Below are 19,743 nucleotides of genomic sequence, written 5' to 3' on the forward strand. Positions count from 1 at the left end.
GCCATCGTCGCCATCTCCCCAGGTTCGCCGGGGTTGTTGCGCAACAGGGTGAAACCAGCCACTAAAACAAGAACGAAGACGAGCTCCATGACGAAGGACGAGCAGCGGTGATCCCGACTCGCTCCAGCGCTTGGCCGTCATAGCGTGAAACCGCCGGGATGGTGGTTGCACCGTGGGATGCCATGAATTTCATTCTTTACTCGGACGTCAACGACCGCTCCATCAGCCAGAGCCTGGGGCGTCCGGAATACAGCTATTACTTCGTGCTCAAGGCCTACCGTCCTGTGCTTGAAAGCCTTGGGCAAGTGCACGTGGTGTCGTCGGCGGCGGAAGTCGACCCGCTGTACCGCCAGTTGCAACTGGCCGGTCAGGATTGTCTCTTCCTTTCGTTCGCTCCGCCGCATAAAACCCCGACCGACCTGCAATGTCCGGTGGTCTGCGTGATTGCGTGGGAGTACGACTCGATCCCGGTCGATCCTCATCAAGAAGATGCCCGCCATGACTGGAGCCGGATCCTGGCCCGTCACGGTCGGGCGATCACCTTGTCCAGCCACACCGCAGAGGCCATTCGCCGGACCATGGGCGAAGATTTCCCGGTCCTGGTGTTGCCGACGCCTTTGTGGGAAGGCTTCGCCGGGGTGCGTCGGCAGTTCCCGCCTGCTGCGGTGAACCCAGGGGCGGTGTTGCAGATCAAGGGCTGCATCATCGACAGCCGAGCCCTCGGCTTGTCCGCCGATGGGTTGATTGCACCCACGCCCAACGAGCCGGCAGTGGAGGCCAGCGAGCCGGTCGACGTCGCTGCGCCGTCCGAACCTGTCCCGCCACCACCGGAACTGACCCTGCGCCGGCGCGCATTCATCACCAAGCATTACTTGCGCGAAGGCTGGCGAGCGACAGCGGCCTCCAACGAACACCGACCGCTGTTTCTGCTCAAGCACAACCTGCTGCAGTGGTATCGCGAAGCCGTTCGCGATTTGCTGCCGGTCGCTCTGCGCCGCCAGCTCTTCCGGTTGCGTACGCCAGCCCCTGAACCGTTGCCGCCAGCGGTCACTGTCGAAGCACCGACGGTGGCCGAGCACCCACAGGCCTGCTTGCCGGACACCAGCGCCACGCTGCAGGCCGAGGTCAGCGGCGTGGTGTACGTGAGCGTGTTCAATCCCGAAGACGGGCGCAAGAACTGGCATCACCTGATCACGGCTTTCTGCTGGGCCATGCGCGACGTCGAAGATGCCACGCTGGTGCTGAAGATGACGCAGAACGATCTGGCGACCTATTACGTGCACCTGATCACCTTGTTGTCGCAGCTGTCGCCGTTCTCATGCCGGGTGCTGGTCATGCACGGCTATCTGGAAGACGAAGAGTTCGCCAGGCTTTACGGAGCGGCCAGTTTCTACGTCAACGCGTCGCGCTGCGAAGGTCTGTGCCTGCCGCTGATGGAGTTCATGTCCTGCGCGCGTCCGGTGATTGCGCCGGACCATACGGCGATGCATGACTACATCGACGAGCGTGTCGGTTTCATCGTCAAGTCCAGCCGTGAGCCGACCATCTGGCCGGACGATGTGCGGATCCTCTACCGCACCCTGCGCCATCGCCCGGACTGGGGCTCGTTGAAAACCGCCTATGAAAACAGTTACGCCATGGCCAAGAACGATCCACAGGCCTATCAGGCCATGGCCTTGGCGGCCAATGAACGCATGCGCGAGTACTGCAGTTTTGCTCCAGTGCAGCAGCGTCTGGCGCAGTTTTTTCAACTGACGCCGAGTGCAAGCCCAGAGCTGATCGCCGAGGCGGGGGCTGCATCATGCTGATCATCATTCATTCTGAAACCAACAAGAGCAACATCCAGCAGAACCTTGGCCGGCCCGAATACAGCTACTACTTTGTCCTCAAGGAATTCCGCCCGGTGCTGGAGCGCCTCGGGCAAGTGATTGAAGTGAGTAACCCGGACGAGTTGGTCGATCGCCTGTACTTCGATTGCCTGAGCCGTGGCGAGGCATGCGTGTTTCTGTCGTTCTCGCCGCCGCATCGCACGCCGATTCATTACGCCTGCCCGACCATCCCGGTATTTGCCTGGGAGTTCAGCACCATCCCCACCGAGAGCTGGCACGGCGAACCGCGTCACGACTGGCGCGTGGTGTTGAACGCCTGCGGCATGGCGATTACCCATTCGAGTTTTACCGTTGACGCCGTGTGTGAGGTGATGGGCGCGGACTATCCGATCTGCGCGATTCCCGCGCCGGTGTGGGATCGCTTCGCCGCCCGCGGTGCGCAGTTACGCAAGCAGCCAGTGGTCGAAGCGGTGCAGTTGAAGCTGCGCGGTCTGCTGCTCGACAGCCGCACGGTGGATCTGCGCCCCTATGGTCCGCCTGGGTTGTGCGAAGGCACGCCGCTGTCGTTTGCCGGACCGCCGCAGGACTGCCAGTTGCAACTGGACGGCGTGGTCTACACTTCGGTGTTCAACCCGTATGACGGGCGCAAGAACTGGCAGGACATGCTCAGCGCATTCTGCACCACGTTCCGTGAGGTCGCCGATGCGACCCTGGTGCTGAAGCTCACGCACCATGACATCGCCAATGCCCTGAGCGACATGCTGCATCACCTGTACAAGAACCAGTCCTACCAGTGCCGGATCGTGCTGATTCACGGTTATCTGGCGGACGCCGATTACGAGGCACTGGTGCAGGCCACCAGCTATGTAGTCAACAGCTCCTATGGCGAAGGCCAGTGCCTGCCGCTGATGGAGTTCATGTCCTGTGGCAAACCGGCCATTGCGCCGCTGAACACGGCGATGGCCGATTACGTCGACAGCGACAACGCGTTCATCGTCGCTTCCACCGAGGAGCTGACGGCCTGGCCCCATGACCCACGGGCGGCCTATCGCACCTTGCGCTACATGACCGATTGGGACTCACTGTGCGCGGCGTATCGCGACAGTTATGCGGTGGCGAAAAACGATGTCGAGCGCTACGCGCGGATGTCCGGACATGCCGTGCACAACCTGCAGAAATTCTGCAGCCAGGCGAGCGCTGAAGAGCGTCTGCGGACGTTTTTTGCCCAGCGTGCGCAAGCCATCAAAGCGTTGTCCGTGGAAGCCGCGAGCGCATGATCGGGCGCCTGCTTGCACGCCTGCGTCCCGCGCCCTTGCCTGTTGCACCTGAGCCGCCCGGCCAGGTTTCGCCACGGGATGTGGGGTTGCATGACGCGATCCTCGACGGCTGGTTTTTGCCCGACAGTGGTGAATTGCTCAAGGGCTTCGCGATCACCGCTGACGACACCTTGCTCGACGTCGGTTGTGGCGAGGGCGTGGCGACGCTGTTCGCGGTGCGACAGGGCGCCTCGGTAATCTTCACCGACAGCGAACATGACAAAGTTCGCGATCTGGCGCGGCAGGTTGAGGCGCAGAGCACCAAGCCGAATCTGGGGCTGGTCAGCAACAGCCTGCCATTGCCGCTGGCCGCCGGTTGCGCGAGCAAAGTGGTGTGCATGGAAGTGCTGGAACACATTGATCAGCCGGAACCGTTCATGGCCGAACTGGTGCGCATGGGCCGCCCGGGCGCGCAGTACTTGCTGAGTGTGCCGGCACCGGTAGGCGAGCATCTGCAACAGGGCATCGCCCCGGCCAGTTATTACCAGACACCGAATCATGTGCAGATTTTCACCGAGCAGCGCTTTGCCGAACTGGTGGAGAACGCCGGGCTGGTGATCGAGCATCGACAGGCCAGCGGGTTCTTCTGGGTGATGGGCATGATCTTCTTCTGGGCCAGCGAGCGCGCTGCCGGCCGTGACCTCGGTGGCGCGGTGCGCGACCGGATTCAGGCGCCGTACCCGCCGCTGATGGAGAGCTGGGCGCGTACCTGGCAAGACCTGCTGGCGCAGCCCGATGGCCTGGCAATCAAGCAGATGCTCGACCGCTTCATGCCCAAAAGTCAGGTGATCATCGCCCGCAAACCACTGGCTGGCGAAACCGGCGCCGGGAGTCAGCCATGAGTGCCAGGCGGATCATGGACATCGAAGTGTTGCGCGCGGTCGCCGTCCTCGGCGTGTTGTTCCATCACTTGCAGGGCAGTCTGTTCACCGACACGGTACCGCTGCTGGAAAACATCCACGGCTGGGCGCAACCGTGGTGGGGCGTCGATCTGTTTTTCGCGATCTCCGGTTTTGTCATCGCGCGCAGTCTGATTCCTGCGCTGCAAGGCTGCACGACGCATCAGGAGTGCTGGCAGCAGACGCGCAATTTCTGGCTGCGGCGGGTGTTTCGCCTGTTGCCGTCAGCCTGGTTGTGGCTGGCGCTGATTCTCCTGGCGTGTGTGTTTCTCAACCGCTCCGGTGCCTTTGGCAGCTTGCACGCCAACCTGCAGGCGACCCTGGCGGGGGTGTTGCAGTACGCCAACTTCCGTTTTGCCGACAGCTTCTTTCATTACGAATACGGCAGCAGTTTCGTCTACTGGAGCCTGGCGCTGGAGGAGCAGTTTTACCTGCTGTTTCCGCTGCTGATTGTGCTGTGCCGCAAGCATCTGGTCTGGGCCTTGCTGGCGCTGGTCGCGGTGCAACTGTTCACCCTGCGCACGCCGTTGCTGATGGTGGTGCGCACTGATGCGCTGGCGCTCGGCGTGCTGCTGGCGCTGTGGAGTGCGCAACCTTCTTGGCAGCGCTGGCAGCCGACGTTTCTGCGGCGACCGTGGGCCGGGGTTTCAGTGCTGATCGGCGTGGCACTGCTGATGAGTTTCATGGCCACCGACCGTTTCACTTTCGCGCCTTATCGCATCGGCTCGATCGCCGTGCTCGGTGCGCTGCTGGTGTGGATCGCCTCGTACAACCGCGATTACCTGCTGCCGGCAGGCCACCTGCAACGGCTGATGGCGTGGATCGGCAGTCGCTCCTACGGCATTTACCTGATTCATATCCCGGCCTACCTGCTGGTGCGGGAGCTGATCTTCCGCTTGCAGGCTGCCGGTTTACCGAGCCCGGCCGGGCACCCGATTCTCACCTTGCTGATCGCCTGCGGCCTGATCGTGCTGCTCAGCGAGCTGAACTACCGCTTCATCGAAATGCCGATGCGCAATCGCGGTGCCGCTTTGGTGCAGCGCCTCGATACGTCCCGAACTGCCGTTTCAACTCCCGGAGCCACCTCATGCTGAGCCTATTGAAAAAACTCACGGCGGCGACGCCTGCACCGGCCCCCGCGCAATCTTCCGCCCCGGTGGCGGACAAGGTCGATCCATACATGCTCGGCCTCTACGACGCCAAGCTCAGCGGCTGGTTCAATCAGGAGACCGGTGAGCTGTTCAAGGGCTTCCCGGTGACGGCCGATGACACCTTGCTCGATGTCGGCTGCGGTGACGGCGGCAACGTGCATTTCTGCGGCATGCGCGGGGCGAAGATCATCATTGCCGACATCGATGGCGCCAAGGTCGAGGCGACTCGCCAGCGCCTGAGCGATACCCCGGCGCGCAGCGTCGAGTGCCATGTCACCGACTGCAATCCGTTGCCGATTGCCGACGGCACCGCCACCCGGGTGGTCTCCACCGAAGTCATCGAACACGTCGACGACCCGGCGCAGTTTCTTGCCGAGCTGGTGCGGGTCGGCCAGTCCGGTGCGCTGTACCTGTTGAGCGTGCCGCACCCAAGCTCTGAAGATTTGCAGAAGGACATTGCGGCGCCGGAGTATTTCAAGAAGCCCAACCACATTCGCATCATCAGTGAAGAGCAGTTCAAGACGATGGTCAGCGACGCCGGGCTGGAGATCATCAGCCACAGCCAGTACGGGTTTTACTGGTCGATGTGGATGCTGCTGTTCTGGGAAGCCAAGGTCGATTTCAGCAACCCGGATCACCCGTTACTCGAGCATTGGGCCAACACCTGGCAAGCGGTGCTCGATTCGCCCCGGGGTGCGCAGATCAAGCAGGCGCTGGACGCGGTGGTGGCGAAGAGTCAGGTGATCATTGCCCGCAAGCCCTGAGTCACTCCTACAGGGATTTGTGTACCCTGCATTTTTGTACCGGCAGGGAATAGGCATTTGATGCGGTTCGGCTTTTCGATTTTGATCGCGGCGCTGCTGCTCGCTGCTTGCGAGCGGCATGACGCCCCCGCCCTCGATCAGCAACTCTACGTCTGGCAACGCCAGTGGACGTCCGCCCATGAACTCGCGCTGAAAGACAGCCGCGAGGACTTTTCGACCTTGCGTGTGCTGGCCTTGCAGGCGTTCCCCAATGACGGCTGGCATCGGGCGCGTATCGATGCGCCGTTGCTCCAGCACGATGGCCGGCCACTGATTGCGGTGATTCGCCTCGATGGTCAGCTCAAGGGGCTGGATCAGGCACAGGTCACGGATCGGATTTTTCAGGTTGTCGCCGACTGGCAGGCGCAGGGGCTGACCCTGGGTGGCGTCGAGATCGACCATGATGCGGGTAATGCGCGTCTGCCGGAATACATCGAATTCCTGACACATCTGCGCTCCGCGTTGCCCGCATCGTTGCCGCTGAGCATCACCGCGCTGCCGGCGTGGCTCGGCAGTTCACAGCTGCCGGCATTGTTGACCACAGTCGACAGCAGCGTGCTGCAGGTGCATGCCGTCAGCGATCCGCGACGCGGCTTGTTCGACCCCGAGCAGGCTCGGCGCTGGGCCAGCGCCTGGGGCAAAATCAGCAGCAAACCCTTCTATCTGGCGCTGCCGGCCTATGGCGTGGCGTTGCTGCCAGATGCCGGCGGTGCCCCGGTAGTGGAGAGCGAAGTACCGGTCGAGCGTGATGGGCAACGCCGGGAACTGCTCGCCGATCCGTTGCAACTGAGCCAACTGGCAAAAGAGCTGCGCGAGGACCCGCCGGCGCATCTGGCCGGGTTGATCTGGTTTCGTCTGCCGCTGGCCAATGATCGTCGGGCCTGGAGCCTGGCCACGTTGAGCGCCGTGGCCCGTGGCGATGCGTTGAGCAGCCGGCTCGGCCTGACGTTCAGCGACCACGATGGCCTGCAAGACATTGCCCTGCGCAATGTCGGAAACCTCGACAGTGCCTGGCCCACGCGCATCACCGTCAAGGCCAGCGCTTGCGAAGGCGCCGATGCGCTTGCCGGTTACTCGTTGCAACAGAGCGCGGATCTGCTTACCTTCACCCGCCTGCGCGACGGTCGTCTGCCGGCGGGCGGACAGCGTGCCATCGGTTGGGCGCGCTGTGCATTTATTGATCAAGGAGGTTCGCATGTTGACCCGTAACTGGCCCCGCCATCTGCTCTGCCTGAGCCTCAGCCTGCCGCTGGGTTCGGCGCTGGCCTGCGGTCCGGACTTCCCGATGCGCCTGCTCGACAATCGCGGGCAAACCCTGGCCGAGTTGCCGGAGGGCAACTTCAACTTCGAGATCAGCCGCTTGGGCAAGACCATTGCCGGGCTGAAGAATGTCACGGCGGCGACGCACAATCCCGACGATATGTACGGCGACGAACGCGAACCTGCTGCGCTTCGCGAAAAAGCCGAGCAGGTCGGTCTGAGCGCCGAGCAACAGGCGCTGGTCAAGCAACTGCGTGGCCTGAGCGATGCGCGTCAGGTCGAAGCGCAGGGCGCCAGCCTGCCGGCGGAAATCCGCTTGTACGTGGCCGGCGCGGTGGCGTTTGCCACTGGCGATCATCCACTGGCGATCGAATACTTCAACAAAGTGCTGGCACTGCCGGTCGATCAGCGTCCGCTGCGCAGCACCTGGGCGGCGTATTCCCTGGGCCGTGCCTGGTTTGCCATGAGTGCCGAGGCGGGCGATGTCATCGAAGTGCTGGAGGACGCACGCGCAGCCTTCCGTCAGGCTCGACAACTGAGCATCGATGGCTTCAGCGACCCGCTGGAGCTGGGGGTTGCCAGCCTCGGTGAAGAGGCGCGGGTGCTGCGCAACGCCGGTGACTGGAACGGCGCCATTGAACTGTATGAAGCGCAGAACCTGCACGGTTCGGCCGTGGGTTACACCTCGCTGAAACAACTGATGAATGAGCTGGCCGAACTGCCCGAGCCGCAACTGGCGAAGTTGCTGGAGCGCAACGCTGTGCAGCAACTGGTCACCGCTTCGTTGATCAGCCGTATGGGCTGGTCATTCGACGAGCAACCGCCGAACGAGAAGAAGCTCATCAAGCTGCTGCAGGACAGCACCCGTGGCAGCCTGGAAAACGCCGACCGGCTGGCGGCGATGAACTATCAACAGGGTGATTACGCCAGCGCCAAGGCCTTCCTTGAAAACGCCGGCGACGGCGGACTGGCGTGGTGGCTGCGGGCCAAGCTGGCAGTGCGTGACGGCGATAAAAACGCCGCAGCTGCCGCCTATGCCAAAGCCGCGCAGGCGTTCCCGCAGAGCGAAGATTGGGGTTACCGACGCACTCCGGACTGGGACTTTGAAACCGTTCAGCCGAAATGCCGGGTCGAGGGCGAAAGCGCGATTCTGGCGCTGCAACGTGGCGAATACCTGCAAGCGTTCGTGCAGTTGTATCGCAGCAACAGTATCTATTGGTTCGACGCGGCGACGGTAGCCGAGCGCGTGCTGACGGTCGATGAACTCAAGCGCTACGTCGATGACAACGTGCCGGCGCCACCGGCGCTGACTCAGCAGCAACGCGACAACTACGTGCCGCTACCGGTCGCCGCCAGCCTGCGCAATCTACTGGGCCGGCGCTTGCTGCGCGAGGGTCATTACGAGGAAGCGGTCGGCTATTTCGACAATCCCGATCTGCAGCACAAGGCCCGTCTGTACGGCGAGCAACGGATGAAGGCCGATGCTGCGTGGTGGCCGACCAGACGTGCCAGCGCCTTGTACAACGCGGCGTGGACCGCGCGTGAATGGGGCATGGACATTCTCGGTTACGAGATGGCGCCGGACTACGCGACGTTTGGCGGCAACTACAGCCTGGAAAACACCGAGCTGAAAGTCGGGCCGCTGGTGGCCGAGGCTGAGGTACAGCGCCAGAAAGCCAGTGAAGCGCAGCCGGACGAGCGTTATCACTACCGTTTTGTCGCGACCGCGCTGGCCAGTCGGGCCGCTGATAATTTGCCGCACACCAGCCAGGCGTTTGCTGCGGTGTTGTGTAACGCCGCCGGTTTCAACAGCAGCCTGGAAGAGCAAAGCGCGCTGTATCGACGCTACGTCAATGAAGGCCCGTACGTGCCGTGGGCGGTGGACTTCGGCAATCAGTGCCCCTATCCGGATTTCGAAAACGCCGACAAGCGTTACGTGACCCAGGTGACCGACGCGGTGCGCAATTCGTTGCGTCCGTACAAATGGCCGGTGGTCGGTGTCCTGCTGTTGATCAGCGCTGGCGTGCTGGTGTTGTTCAGTCGTCGGCGCAAGGCCCGCAAACCCTAGGCCTGCTGGATAAACGTCAGGCGCACGGCGAAGCCGATCAACAGGCTGCCGAACAGCCATTGCTGGACGCGCTGGGCGGTTGGGCTGTGTTGCAGCCAACGGCCCAGCGCCGCGCCGGTCAGGGCGTAGGCGCTGTCGAACAGCAGCCCGATGCCCACCAGCAACGCGCCGAGGGTGGCAAATTGGGTCAGCACCGCTGCGCCGTCATTGACGATGAATTGCGGCAACAGCACCGAGCAGAACAGCAGCGCCTTGGGGTTGAGCAGATTGGTCAGCAAGCCACGGCGAATCGCCTCGCGCCATTGTCCCTGGGTGTCCGTCACGGCAGTTGCAGTGAGGTTCGGCAACAACGTGCTGCGCAGGCATTGAACGCCGATCCACAGCAAGTACGCCGCGCCCGCCAGACGCACCAGATCAAACGTCCACGGCGCTGCCTTGAACAGCGCGGCCAGACCCAACGCCGCCAACGCCACATGACAGCCCCGGGCAATCGCCAGACCCACGGCGGTCGCCAGTGCTGCACCACGACCCTGACGGGCACCGGTTTGCAGCAGCAGGATCATGTCCGGCCCGGGCAACAGGAAGACCACCGCCAGTGCCAGAAAAAACAATCCGATATTTGCCATGTCGCCGCCCTTTCGTTTTCGATTCGGTGAGCAAAGTTTATGGCGCAAGGCCGGGGCAGGTGCTTGCGAAGTCAGCTTCAAAAAGCCTTGTGATTGGCATAACCTGCTTTCTTTTTGCGCCTTGACCATCAGGATCTGCCAACCATGAAACTCGACGCCTTTGATCGCAAGATTCTCGCCGCCCTGCAGCGCAACGGACGCTTGAGCAACGTCGAGTTGGCGGACGAGATCGGCCTGTCGGCGTCACCGTGCCTGCGCCGGGTCCGGATGCTGGAGGAGGCCGGGGTGATTCGCGGTTACCAGGCCAACCTGGATCGCGATGAGGTAGGGTTGGGGCTGACGGTGTTTGTCGGGGTCAAGGTCGAACGCCACAACGATGAACAGGCCGAAGCCTTTTACGCAGCGGTCACGGCGCTGCCGGAGGTGATCTCGGCCTTCCTGGTGTCGGGGGAGTCGGACTTTCTGTTGCAGGTAGTGGTGCCGGATTTGCGCGCGTATGACCGCTTTCTCAGCGGCTGCCTGCTGAAGCTGCCGGGCGTGAGCGACATTCGCAGCAACTTTGCGATTCACACGGTGAAGACGCCGGGGGCGTTGCCGTTGGGGCATCTGCCGCTGTAGAGAGGGTTGTCTTGATCGCGAGCAGGCTCACTCCTACATTTGAGCGCAGTCCTCCAGCAGAAACACGGTCAACTGTGGGAGCTGGCTTGCCAGCGATAGCGATGTGTCAGCGACCGCAACGGTTACAGGACTGACGCCATCGCTGGCAAGCCAGCTCCCACAGGGTTTGGGTGACCATCTACATCTACATCTACATCTACATCTACATCTGCGTCGCCATCCCCTCGACATTCATGGCCGCCTGACGCAGCGCCTCGGAGCGGGTCGGGTGCGGATGGCAGGTCAGCGCAATGTCTTCGGCTGAGGCGCTGAACTCCATGGCCACGCAGTATTCACCGATCATTTCGCTGACGCTCGGGCCGACCAGGTGCACGCCGAGTATTTCGTCAGTGCGTTCGTCGGCGAGGACTTTGGCAAAACCTTCGGTTTCATGGTTGATCTTCGCCCGGCTGTTGGCGGTGAAGGGGAATTTGCCGACCTTGTAGGCGCGGCCTTCGGCCTTGAGCTGCTCTTCGGTCTTGCCGACGCTGGCCAGCTCGGGCCGGGTGTAGATGACGTTGGGAATCAGCTCGTAGTTGACCTCGCCGGCCTTGCCGACAATCTGTTCCACGCAGGCCATCGCTTCGTCTTCGGCCTTGTGCGCGAGCATCGGCCCGGAGGTCACGTCACCAATCACCCACACACCGGAGGCTTCGGTGCGGTGCTGGCGGTTGGCGAGCATGCCACGCTGGTCGGTTGCCAGACCGACGTTCTCCAGACCCAGACCCTTGGTGTACGGGCGCCGGCCGATGGCGACCAGTACGTAGTCGGCTTCCAGTAACTCGGTGTTGCCGCCCGCAGCAGGTTCGACGCTGAGCTGTACGCCGCTGGCCGAAGTCGTGGCGCTGGTGACCTTCGAACTCAACTTGAAGCTGATGCCTTGCTTGCTCAGCGAGCGTTGCAAGGTTTTGCCGGCCTCGCCATCGACACCGGGGCAGATGCGGTCGAGGTATTCGACCACGGTCACCTGGGCGCCGAGACGCCGCCAGACCGAGCCCAGTTCCAAGCCGATCACCCCCGCGCCGATGACCACCAGATGCTTGGGCACTTCACCCAGCGACAGCGCGCCGGTGGAGTCGAGGATGCGTTGATTGTCGATCTCGACGCCGGGCAGGGGCGTGGGTTCGGAGCCGGTGGCGATGATGATGTCCTTGGCGCTCAGCTCGGTCTTGTTGCCCTGATCGTCGGTCACCGTGACTTTGCCCGGACCATCGATGCGGCCCCAGCCCTTGATCCAGTCGACCTTGTTCTTGCGAAACAGAAACTCGATGCCCTTGGTCAGGCCGCTCACGCTTTCGTCTTTCTGTTTCATCATTTGCGCGAGGTTGAGCGTGGGTTTGACTTCGATGCCGAGGTTGGCGAATTCCGCCCCCATGGCCGCGTCGTACAGCTCCGAAGCATGCAGCAAGGCCTTGGACGGCATGCAACCGACGTTAAGGCAGGTGCCGCCGAGGGTGGCGCGTCCTTCCACGCACGCGGCTTTCAGGCCCAGCTGGCCGGCGCGGATCGCCGCGTTATAACCACCGGGGCCGCCGCCCAGAATGACCACGTCGTAGTTGCTCATGCTGTTGCTCCTCGTTGGGGATGCGGATCGCTAAAGGTAGTTGGTCGATAAAATTACGAACGTAATATGTGCGTTTCCGGACATTTCGGTCAAGGCTTCAGGCAAGCGACAGGTTGCGCATCTTTAGATAAGCGTATTTGTGTACGAATATTTCACGGCTTTCGTTATATCGTAACGAATAAGCCGATGAATCAAAGGTGTTGGGGTGATATGCAAGTCGATCTGGATGTCGATGGCACGCAAGTGACCGGGTTGCCACGCTTTCAACAAGCGGCCGCGCAGGGGCGACGATTGCGCCGCCTGGCCATCGGTCTCGGCGCATTGGCCGGGGCAGGGTGGGTGCTGGCGATGTTTGTCGGGTTGTTTGCCGCGCAATCGATATGGCCGGCATTGCTGGTGAATCTCGGTGCGGCGTTGTTGGTGCTGGTCGCCGGCCTGCAGTCGGCATGGTGGGTGACGCAATGGCGTGCGCGAGTCATGCATCCGCTCGCCCACGAGCCGTTGAGCGAAGTCGAGCCAACGCCAGCTGACGGCTGGTACGAGCGGCTGCTGGAGCGTCTGAGTCAGCGCAGTTTGCATCTGCTGGGGCAGATCGGCGCGGCCACGCTGTGGCTGGGCGGGTGGTCGGTGCTGGTGATGATCGGCATCGAACAGGTCTGGAATCTGGCGTTACCGCCCGCTGCGGTGGGGCTGTCGGCCACGGTGGGCGCCGCACTGATGTTGCTGTTGGGTTTTGGCTTGCTGGTGCTGGAGCGGCAATTGGCTCAGGAGAATCCGGCGCAGTGGCCGGAGGCCGGCTCGCTCGCGCAACTGACACGCGTTGCAATCATCAGTCTGGTAGTGGGCGCGCTATGTCTGTTATTTGCCAGCGAGGCTTCCGTGTGGCCAGTGCGCCTTGCGGTGTTGATCGGAATCTTGCCGGGATTGGTCGCGATTGAGTTGCTATTGCGTGCTGTTCTTTCTGTATTTAGCCCGCGTCGTGAACAGTTGGAACCGACTCTGCTGGCACGCAGTTTTGTCGCCGACATGCTGCGTTGGCCGCCGCAACCGCTGCTCGCCTTGCAGCACGAATTGCACAACCGCTTCGGCATCGATCTGCGCCAGATCTGGGCGTTCAGCTACATGCGTCGCGCCTTTCTGCCGGTGCTGGCGCTGGTGGCTGCCGTCGGCTGGTTGCTGACCGGTATCCACGAAATCCCGTTGCAAGGGCGCGGCATTTACGAACGTTTCGGCAAACCGGTGCAAGTATTCGGCCCCGGATTGCACGCCGGTTTGCCTTGGCCGCTGGGGCGGGTGCTCAGCGTCGAGAACGGCGTGGTGCATGAATTGGCAACCAGCGTCGGTGATGCGCCTGCGCCGACCCAGGCCGAGCCAGCCGAAGGCCCGGCGCCGATGACCGCCAACCGCTTGTGGGATGCCAGCCACTTTAACGATAAATCCCAGGTGATCGCCAGCAGCCGTGGCGATCAGCAGAGCTTTCAGATCGTCAACATGGACGTGCGTTTCGTCTATCGCATTGGTCTGCGTGATCAGGATGCGTTGGCCGCCACTTACAACAACGCCGACGTACCGACACTGATCCGCAGCACCGCGAGCCGGATTCTGGTGCACGATTTTGCCTCGCGCACCCTCGACGGTTTGCTCGGTGCTGACCGGGTAGGGCTGGGCGAAGAAATCGGCCATGCGGTGCAAGGCGATCTGCAGAAGCTCAACAGCGGCGTGGAGATTCTCGCCACCGTGGTCGAAGCGATTCACCCGCCAGCCGGTGCCGCCAATGCTTACCACAGCGTGCAAGCCGCGCAGATCGGCGCGCAGGCGTTGATCTCTCGTGAGCGCGGCGCTGCGGCAGAAGCCAGTAATCAGGCGCAATTGCAGGCTAGCCTGGCCCGCGATCAGGCCAGTGCCAGCGCTCGTGAAATCAACGCGACGGCGCAGGCGGCAAACCTGAAGTTCAGCGCTGAACAAAAAGCTTATGCCAGCGCGGGCCAGGCATTCGTGCTCGAGCAATATCTGAGTCAGCTCAGCCTGGGTCTGAGCAAGGCCAAATTGTTGGTACTCGACCACCGTTTAGGCGGCAGCAGCAATGCGCCGACCATCGACCTGCGTACGTTCACGCTGCCGGCTGATCCGACGCCCGCGCGCACCACCGCTCAACCAGGAGTTGCCCCTTGAGCCAGTCGCACACTCACGATTCCCATGACCACAGCGGCCACGATCACGGCCACGCCGGGCATCACCATCATCATGGGCATCATCACCATCACCACGGCGCGCCGGAAGAGGCGGGACCGTTCCCTTGGCGGCGAATCGGCTGGGCGCTGTTGCTGGTGGCGTTTGCCATCGCGGCGGCGAGCCTTGTGCAAGTGCGCTCGGGTGAAGCCACGGTCATCACCCGTTTCGGCAACCCGTCACGGGTACTGCTTGAACCCGGTTTGAGCTGGCGCTGGCCGGCGCCGTTCGAAGCGGCGATCCCGGTGGATCTGCGCCTGCGCACCACCTCCAGTGGTTTGCAGGATGTCGGCACTCGCGACGGTTTGCGCATCATCGTTCAGGCCTACGTGGCGTGGCAGGTGCAGGGCGACCCGGACAACGTGCAACGTTTCATGCGTGCGGTGCAGAATCAGCCGGACGAAGCGGCGCGGCAGATTCGCACCTTTGTCGGCTCGGCGCTGGAAACCACCGCCAGCAGTTTTGATTTGGCGGATCTGGTGAATACCGATGCCAGCAAAGTGCGTATCGCCGATTTCGAAGCGCAACTGCGTCAGCAGATCGATCAGCAACTGCTTGCCACTTACGGTGTGCGCGTGGTGCAGGTGGGTGTTGAACGCCTGACCTTGCCTTCGGTGACGCTCACGGCCACGGTCGACCGGATGCGCGCCGAGCGTGAAACAATCGCCACCGAACGTACCGCCATCGGCAAGCGGGAAGCCGCGCAGATTCGTTCTGCTGCCGAGCGCGATGCACGAATTGTTCAGGCCGACGCGACAGTTAAAGCTGCAGAAATCGAGGCGCAATCCCGAGTCGAAGCGGCGCAAATTTATGGCCGTGCCTACGCTGGATCGCCGCAGCTGTACAACCTGCTGCGCTCGCTCGATACCCTCGGCACCATCGTGACGCCTGACACCAAGCTGATCCTGCGCACCGACGCCGCGCCATTCCGTGTGCTGGTGGACGGCCCGCCGAATGTTGAAAACAAATCCGGATCGCAGCCATGAGTGATGAAGTTCCACGTGGAACACATTCGTTGAGCAGTCCGTGGATTCAGGCCGGACGTCTGGCGTTTTTTGCCTTGTACGCGGTCACGGTGTTGGCCGCGTTGGCGTGGGCGTTTTCCAATGTGCGGCAGATCGATCCACAGAATCGCGCCGTGGTTCTGCACTTTGGCGCACTGCAACGCATCCAGAATGCCGGGCTGTTGCTGGCTTGGCCGCAGCCGTTCGAGCAGGTGGTTTTGCTGCCGGCAGCGGATCGGATGATTGAGCGTCGAGTGGAAAACCTGCTGCGCAGCAGTGAGGCGATCAAGGCTGATCGTGTGGCAACCTTCGCCACTCCGCTGAGCGATGCATTGGCCGGTTCCGGCTATTTGCTGACCGGCGACGCCGGCGTGGTGCAACTGGATGTGCGGGTGTTTTACAAAGTCACCGATCCCTATGACTTCGTCCTGCAAGGTGATCATGTGCTGCCGGCACTGGATCGGTTGGTCACCCGCAGCGCCGTGGCTTTGACTGCTGCCCGGGATCTGGACACGATTCTAGTCGCGCGGCCCGAGTTGATCGGCGCCGACAATCAGGCAGCCGAGCGTCGCGAACGCCTGCGCGGTGATCTGGTGCAAGGCATCAACAAGCGTCTGGCTGAACTCAAAGCGAGCGGGCAGGGTATCGGCATCGAGGTGGCGCGGGTCGACGTGCAGTCGAGTCTGCCCGATCCGGCCGTCAGCGCCTTCAATGCGGTATTGACCGCCAGTCAGCAAGCCGACAAAGCCGTCGCCAATGCGCGCACCGAGGCGGAAAAACTCACCCAGTCCGCGAACGAGCAAGCCGACCGCACGCTGCAAGTGGCCCACGCACAGGCAGGCGAACGCTTGGCCAAAGCCTCTGCCGACACCGCCACGGTAATGAGCCTGGCCAAGGCGCAGCAACAGGGCACCGACCCGCAGATGCTCCTGCGTCTATACCGCGAACGCATGCCGAAGATCCTCGGCCAGGCCGGGTCAGTGACCACGGTCGATCCGAAAGACGATTCCCGCCTGATCATTCAGGGAGCCAGTAAATGACTGCGACCACCGCTGCACCGAGCCTGTTGTCCTCGGCCGAACAGCGCCGCGCTGCACGACAATTGACCCTGGCGATGCTCGCCCTTGGCTTGCTCGGCCTTGGCCTGATCTGGCGCTGGCTGGTGCCGGAGCAAACCGGAGTCAGTCAGTTGCTGCTGGGTTTCGCCTCTTTATTGGTGGGGGTGCCGGTGATGCGTTCGGCGTGGTACAGCCTGCGTTATCCGAGCCTGCACGGCATCACCGATCAACTGATTGCGCTGGCGATGCTCGGTGCGTGGGCGACCGGGGATCTGCTGACCGCCGCGCTGCTGCCGATCATCATGATCTTCGGCCACGTGCTGGAAGAGCGCAGCGTGATCGGCTCGCAGGAAGCAATCCACGCCCTCGGCCAGTTGACCCGCAGCCACGCGCGCAAGATTCAGGCGGACGGTTCGATCATCGAAGTCGATAACGGCACGCTGAAACCCGGCGACACTGTGGAGGTGCGCGCAGGCGATCGGGTGCCGGCGGATGGCCGGGTGTTGTTCGGCCAGGCCAGCCTCGATACGGCATCGATCACCGGCGAGTCGGTGCCGGTGGAAACGGCGGTGGGCATGACGGTGTTTGGCGGCGCAATCAACCTCGACGGCTTGCTGCGCATTGAAGTGACCCGCACCGGCGATCAATCGACACTGGGCAAGGTCATCGCCTTGATGCAGAACGCCGAACGCTCGAAGCCACCCATCACCCGTTTGCTTGAACGTTATGCCGGCAGCTACATGGTGCTGGTGTTGTTGCTGGCGGCGGTGACCTGGTTTGTCACCCATGATGCGCAGGCGATGCTCGCGGTGCTGGTGGCGGCATGTCCCTGCGCCTTGGTGCTGTCGGCACCGGCCACGGCAATTGCCGGAGTGGCGGTCGCGGCGCGCCACGGCATTCTGATCCGCAGTTCGGCGTTTCTTGAGGAGTTGGCAGATCTCACTTCACTGGTGGTCGACAAAACCGGCACGCTGACTTACGGCACCTTGCGTTTGCAATCGATCAACAGTCCGCGTCTGGAAGCATCTGCGGTGATGGCACTGGCTGCCAGTCTCGGCGCGGCCAGCAGCCATCCGGTCAGCCGGGCGTTGGCGGGGTTAGTCAGTCAAGAGCAGAGCCTGCCGCTGACGGACATTCACGAGCGCCAGGGTCTGGGTGTCGTGGCCATGACCGCGCAGGGTGAGGCGGCGCTGGGGCGTCCCGAACTGTTCGCGCAACTGGGCATCGTCACCACCAACGTTCCCGAGCACGACGGGCCGATTGCCGGGCTGGCGTTAAACGGCGAGTTTGTCGCCTGGCTGTTGCTGGCCGACAGCGTCAAACCGGAAGCGCGCTTTGCCCTCGCTGAATTGCGCGAACTGGGGCTGGGTCGCCAGCTGCTGCTGACCGGCGACCGCCAGAGTGTTGCGCAGACCCTGGCCTGCGAGGTCGGCCTGCAAGAGGTGGAAGCGCAAGCGCTGCCCGAGGACAAGCTCAACCGCGTGCTCAAGGAAATCGACAACGGGTTCCGGCCAATGGTGGTGGGTGACGGCATCAATGATTCGCTGGCGCTCAAGGCCGGTGTGGTGGGTGTGGCGATGGGCGCAGGCGGTGCCGACATTGCCCTGGCTTCGGCGGATATCGTCCTGATCGGCAGTGACCTGCGCCGCCTCGGCACCTGTGTGCGCCTGAGCCGCCAGTGCCGCAAGACCTTGCAGGTCAACGTGATCATCGGTCTGGGCTGGACGCTGGCGATTGTCATCTTCGCCGCCTTCGGCTGGCTTGGCGCTGCCGGAGCGATGATCGCAGCGTTGCTGCACAACCTCAGCACGTTGCTGGTGCTGGGTAACGCCGGACGCTTGCTGAGGTTTCAGGAGCCGTTGTTGAAACTTCAGGACTAGCTCACGCAATTTTGCGAACTGTCGAGGCGCAAAGCAGTCATCTGTGTAGGTGCTCTTGCCCGGGGCGCACTGGCGCCCTTGGGCGATCGCGGCTTATAGGGGCGGACTATCAAATCGATAGCCTGCTATTTTTCAAGGATGGTCTACCCTCAGATCTGACGTCTGAAACAAGGGGGATTTTCCATGCTCGCGCAACTTCCACCGGCCTTGCAGAATTTGCAGCTCCCACTTCGCTTGCGACTCTGGGACGGCCATGAGTTCAATCTGGGCCCGGCGCCCAGCGTAACCATCGTGGTCAAGGACCCGACGATGGTTACCCAGTTCACCCATCCAAGCCTTGACGCGCTGGGGGCGGCGTTCGTCGAAGGTAAGCTCGAACTGGAGGGCTCGATCAGCGAAGTCATCCGGGTTTGCGACGAACTGAGCAGTGCCTTGCTCGACGAAGATGAAGGCGCCCAGCCTGTGCGAGCGGTGCACGACAAGGAAACCGACGCCAAAGCCATTTCCTACCATTACGACCTGTCCAACGAGTTCTACCAGCTGTGGCTGGACAGCGACATGGCGTATTCCTGCGCCTATTTTGAAACCGGCAGTGAAACCCTCGAACAAGCGCAACAGGCCAAGTTTCGGCACCTGTGTCGCAAGCTGCGTCTGCAGCCCGGCGATTACCTGCTGGATGTCGGCTGCGGTTGGGGTGGGCTGGCGCGTTTTGCGGCGCGGGAGTTTGGCGCCAAGGTGTTCGGCATCACCCTGAGCAAGGAACAACTGGCACTGGCCCGCGAGCGCGTCAAAGCCGAGGGCCTGGAAGACCAGGTCGAACTGCAACTGCTCGACTACCGCGATCTGCCGCAGGACGGGCGCTTCGACAAGGTAGTCAGCGTTGGCATGTTCGAACACGTCGGCCACGCCAACCTCGCCGAATATTGCAAAGTCCTGTTTGGTGCGGTGAAAGAGGGCGGTCTGGTGATGAACCATGGCATCACCGCCAAACACACCGATGGTCGCCCGGTCGGGCGTGGCGCTGGGGATTTCATCGAGAAATATGTATTCCCCAATGGCGAGCTGCCGCATCTGGCAATGATCTCGGCCGAGATCAGTGAAGCAGGCTTGGAAATTGTCGACGTCGAAAGCCTGCGTCTGCATTACGCGCGCACGCTGGACCACTGGAGCGAGCGGCTGGAAGACAACCTCGAAGCTGCGGCGAAAATGGTGCCTGAGCAGGCGCTGCGCATCTGGCGCCTGTATCTGGCCGGATGTGCTTACGCCTTCGCGCGGGGCTGGATCAATCTGCACCAGATTCTGGCAGTGAAAGCGCACGCCGATGGCAGCCACGAGTTGCCTTGGACGCGGGACGACATCTATCACCCGTAATGCCTGAGCGCCTCTCTCCCGCTGTGGG

At 62.5% G+C, this 19,743-nt stretch carries 15 protein-coding genes; 13 read left to right on the forward strand and 2 right to left on the reverse strand.

The window, feature by feature from the left end:
- Positions 1–182 precede the first annotated feature (182 nt).
- Genes ACIP8I_RS14255 through ACIP8I_RS14285 form a run of 7 tightly spaced genes read left to right on the forward strand, consistent with a single transcriptional unit; the run spans position 183 to position 9,326 of the window.
- Positions 183–1,808, forward strand: a complete 1,626-nt coding sequence (locus ACIP8I_RS14255; RefSeq protein ID WP_400761908.1) for a glycosyltransferase — start codon at positions 183–185, stop codon at positions 1,806–1,808.
- Positions 1,802–3,106, forward strand: a complete 1,305-nt coding sequence (locus ACIP8I_RS14260; protein ID WP_400761909.1) for a glycosyltransferase — start codon at positions 1,802–1,804, stop codon at positions 3,104–3,106. Before ACIP8I_RS14255 ends, ACIP8I_RS14260 begins: the two co-directional genes overlap by 7 nt.
- The gene (locus ACIP8I_RS14265) at positions 3,103–3,987 is read left to right on the forward strand and encodes a class I SAM-dependent methyltransferase (RefSeq protein ID WP_400761911.1); all 885 of its coding nucleotides are present in this window, start codon (positions 3,103–3,105) and stop codon (positions 3,985–3,987) included. Before ACIP8I_RS14260 ends, ACIP8I_RS14265 begins: the two co-directional genes overlap by 4 nt.
- A complete protein-coding gene (locus tag ACIP8I_RS14270; RefSeq protein ID WP_400761913.1) occupies positions 3,984–5,138 on the forward strand; it encodes an acyltransferase family protein in 1,155 nt (384 codons plus the stop codon). Before ACIP8I_RS14265 ends, ACIP8I_RS14270 begins: the two co-directional genes overlap by 4 nt.
- Positions 5,132–5,959 carry a class I SAM-dependent methyltransferase gene (locus ACIP8I_RS14275; protein ID WP_400761915.1) on the forward strand — a complete coding sequence of 276 codons (828 nt, stop codon included), beginning with the start codon at positions 5,132–5,134 and terminating at the stop codon, positions 5,957–5,959. The genes ACIP8I_RS14270 and ACIP8I_RS14275 overlap by 7 nt, the downstream gene beginning before the upstream one ends.
- A gap of 60 nt (positions 5,960–6,019) precedes the next feature.
- Positions 6,020–7,207: a DUF3142 domain-containing protein gene (locus ACIP8I_RS14280; RefSeq protein ID WP_400761917.1), complete on the forward strand. Its 1,188-nt coding sequence runs from the start codon at positions 6,020–6,022 to the stop codon at positions 7,205–7,207.
- Positions 7,194–9,326: a hypothetical protein gene (locus ACIP8I_RS14285; protein WP_400761919.1), complete on the forward strand. Its 2,133-nt coding sequence runs from the start codon at positions 7,194–7,196 to the stop codon at positions 9,324–9,326. The genes ACIP8I_RS14280 and ACIP8I_RS14285 overlap by 14 nt, the downstream gene beginning before the upstream one ends.
- Here the strand turns inward: ACIP8I_RS14285 and ACIP8I_RS14290 are convergent.
- Positions 9,323–9,952 carry a LysE family translocator gene (locus ACIP8I_RS14290; protein WP_007960831.1) on the reverse strand — a complete coding sequence of 210 codons (630 nt, stop codon included), beginning with the start codon at positions 9,950–9,952 and terminating at the stop codon, positions 9,323–9,325. The genes ACIP8I_RS14285 and ACIP8I_RS14290 overlap by 4 nt on opposite strands.
- Positions 9,953–10,096: 144 nt before the next feature.
- Between ACIP8I_RS14290 and ACIP8I_RS14295 the strand changes: the two genes are divergently transcribed.
- Positions 10,097–10,570 (forward strand): Lrp/AsnC family transcriptional regulator, encoded by a 474-nt coding sequence (locus ACIP8I_RS14295; RefSeq protein ID WP_007960832.1) that lies wholly within the window; start codon positions 10,097–10,099, stop codon positions 10,568–10,570.
- A gap of 202 nt (positions 10,571–10,772) precedes the next feature.
- On the opposite strand, the gene lpdA is transcribed toward ACIP8I_RS14295, so the two are convergent.
- Positions 10,773–12,173, reverse strand: a complete 1,401-nt coding sequence (gene lpdA, locus ACIP8I_RS14300; RefSeq protein WP_400761921.1) for a dihydrolipoyl dehydrogenase — start codon at positions 12,171–12,173, stop codon at positions 10,773–10,775.
- Between the two features lie 210 nt (positions 12,174–12,383).
- Between lpdA and hflK (ACIP8I_RS14305) the strand changes: the two genes are divergently transcribed.
- The 5 genes from hflK (ACIP8I_RS14305) to cfaB all read left to right on the forward strand — a co-directional run bounded on the left by hflK (ACIP8I_RS14305) (position 12,384) and on the right by cfaB (position 19,715).
- Positions 12,384–14,345, forward strand: a complete 1,962-nt coding sequence (gene hflK, locus ACIP8I_RS14305) for a protease modulator HflK (protein WP_400761923.1) — start codon at positions 12,384–12,386, stop codon at positions 14,343–14,345.
- Positions 14,342–15,388 carry a protease modulator HflC gene (gene hflC, locus ACIP8I_RS14310; RefSeq protein WP_400761925.1) on the forward strand — a complete coding sequence of 349 codons (1,047 nt, stop codon included), beginning with the start codon at positions 14,342–14,344 and terminating at the stop codon, positions 15,386–15,388. Before hflK (ACIP8I_RS14305) ends, hflC begins: the two co-directional genes overlap by 4 nt.
- Positions 15,385–16,446, forward strand: coding sequence for a protease modulator HflK (gene hflK / locus ACIP8I_RS14315; protein ID WP_400761927.1), 1,062 nt, complete (start codon positions 15,385–15,387; stop codon positions 16,444–16,446). Before hflC ends, hflK (ACIP8I_RS14315) begins: the two co-directional genes overlap by 4 nt.
- Positions 16,443–18,344, forward strand: a complete 1,902-nt coding sequence (locus ACIP8I_RS14320; protein WP_400761929.1) for a heavy metal translocating P-type ATPase — start codon at positions 16,443–16,445, stop codon at positions 18,342–18,344. Before hflK (ACIP8I_RS14315) ends, ACIP8I_RS14320 begins: the two co-directional genes overlap by 4 nt.
- 183 nt (positions 18,345–18,527) lie before the next feature.
- Positions 18,528–19,715 carry a C17 cyclopropane fatty acid synthase CfaB gene (gene cfaB, locus ACIP8I_RS14325; RefSeq protein ID WP_108589101.1) on the forward strand — a complete coding sequence of 396 codons (1,188 nt, stop codon included), beginning with the start codon at positions 18,528–18,530 and terminating at the stop codon, positions 19,713–19,715.
- Positions 19,716–19,743 lie beyond the last annotated feature (28 nt).

It is taken from the genome of Pseudomonas sp. NPDC088414 (genome assembly GCF_044753325.1).
Classification (GTDB): domain Bacteria; phylum Pseudomonadota; class Gammaproteobacteria; order Pseudomonadales; family Pseudomonadaceae; genus Aquipseudomonas.

What these genes read in the sequence shown, in the direction of transcription:
- ACIP8I_RS14255 (WP_400761908.1), top strand. Translation starts at nt 183, where the DNA reads ATGAATTTCATTCTTTACTCGGACGTCAACGACCGCTCCATCAGCCAG.
- ACIP8I_RS14260 (WP_400761909.1), top strand. Translation starts at nt 1,802, where the DNA reads ATGCTGATCATCATTCATTCTGAAACCAACAAGAGCAACATCCAGCAG.
- ACIP8I_RS14265 (WP_400761911.1), top strand. Translation starts at nt 3,103, where the DNA reads ATGATCGGGCGCCTGCTTGCACGCCTGCGTCCCGCGCCCTTGCCTGTT.
- ACIP8I_RS14270 (WP_400761913.1), top strand. Translation starts at nt 3,984, where the DNA reads ATGAGTGCCAGGCGGATCATGGACATCGAAGTGTTGCGCGCGGTCGCC.
- ACIP8I_RS14275 (WP_400761915.1), top strand. Translation starts at nt 5,132, where the DNA reads ATGCTGAGCCTATTGAAAAAACTCACGGCGGCGACGCCTGCACCGGCC.
- ACIP8I_RS14280 (WP_400761917.1), top strand. Translation starts at nt 6,020, where the DNA reads ATGCGGTTCGGCTTTTCGATTTTGATCGCGGCGCTGCTGCTCGCTGCT.
- ACIP8I_RS14285 (WP_400761919.1), top strand. Translation starts at nt 7,194, where the DNA reads ATGTTGACCCGTAACTGGCCCCGCCATCTGCTCTGCCTGAGCCTCAGC.
- ACIP8I_RS14290 (WP_007960831.1), bottom strand. Translation starts at nt 9,952, where the DNA reads ATGGCAAATATCGGATTGTTTTTTCTGGCACTGGCGGTGGTCTTCCTG.
- ACIP8I_RS14295 (WP_007960832.1), top strand. Translation starts at nt 10,097, where the DNA reads ATGAAACTCGACGCCTTTGATCGCAAGATTCTCGCCGCCCTGCAGCGC.
- lpdA (WP_400761921.1), bottom strand. Translation starts at nt 12,173, where the DNA reads ATGAGCAACTACGACGTGGTCATTCTGGGCGGCGGCCCCGGTGGTTAT.
- hflK (WP_400761923.1), top strand. Translation starts at nt 12,384, where the DNA reads ATGCAAGTCGATCTGGATGTCGATGGCACGCAAGTGACCGGGTTGCCA.
- hflK (WP_400761927.1), top strand. Translation starts at nt 15,385, where the DNA reads ATGAGTGATGAAGTTCCACGTGGAACACATTCGTTGAGCAGTCCGTGG.
- ACIP8I_RS14320 (WP_400761929.1), top strand. Translation starts at nt 16,443, where the DNA reads ATGACTGCGACCACCGCTGCACCGAGCCTGTTGTCCTCGGCCGAACAG.
- cfaB (WP_108589101.1), top strand. Translation starts at nt 18,528, where the DNA reads ATGCTCGCGCAACTTCCACCGGCCTTGCAGAATTTGCAGCTCCCACTT.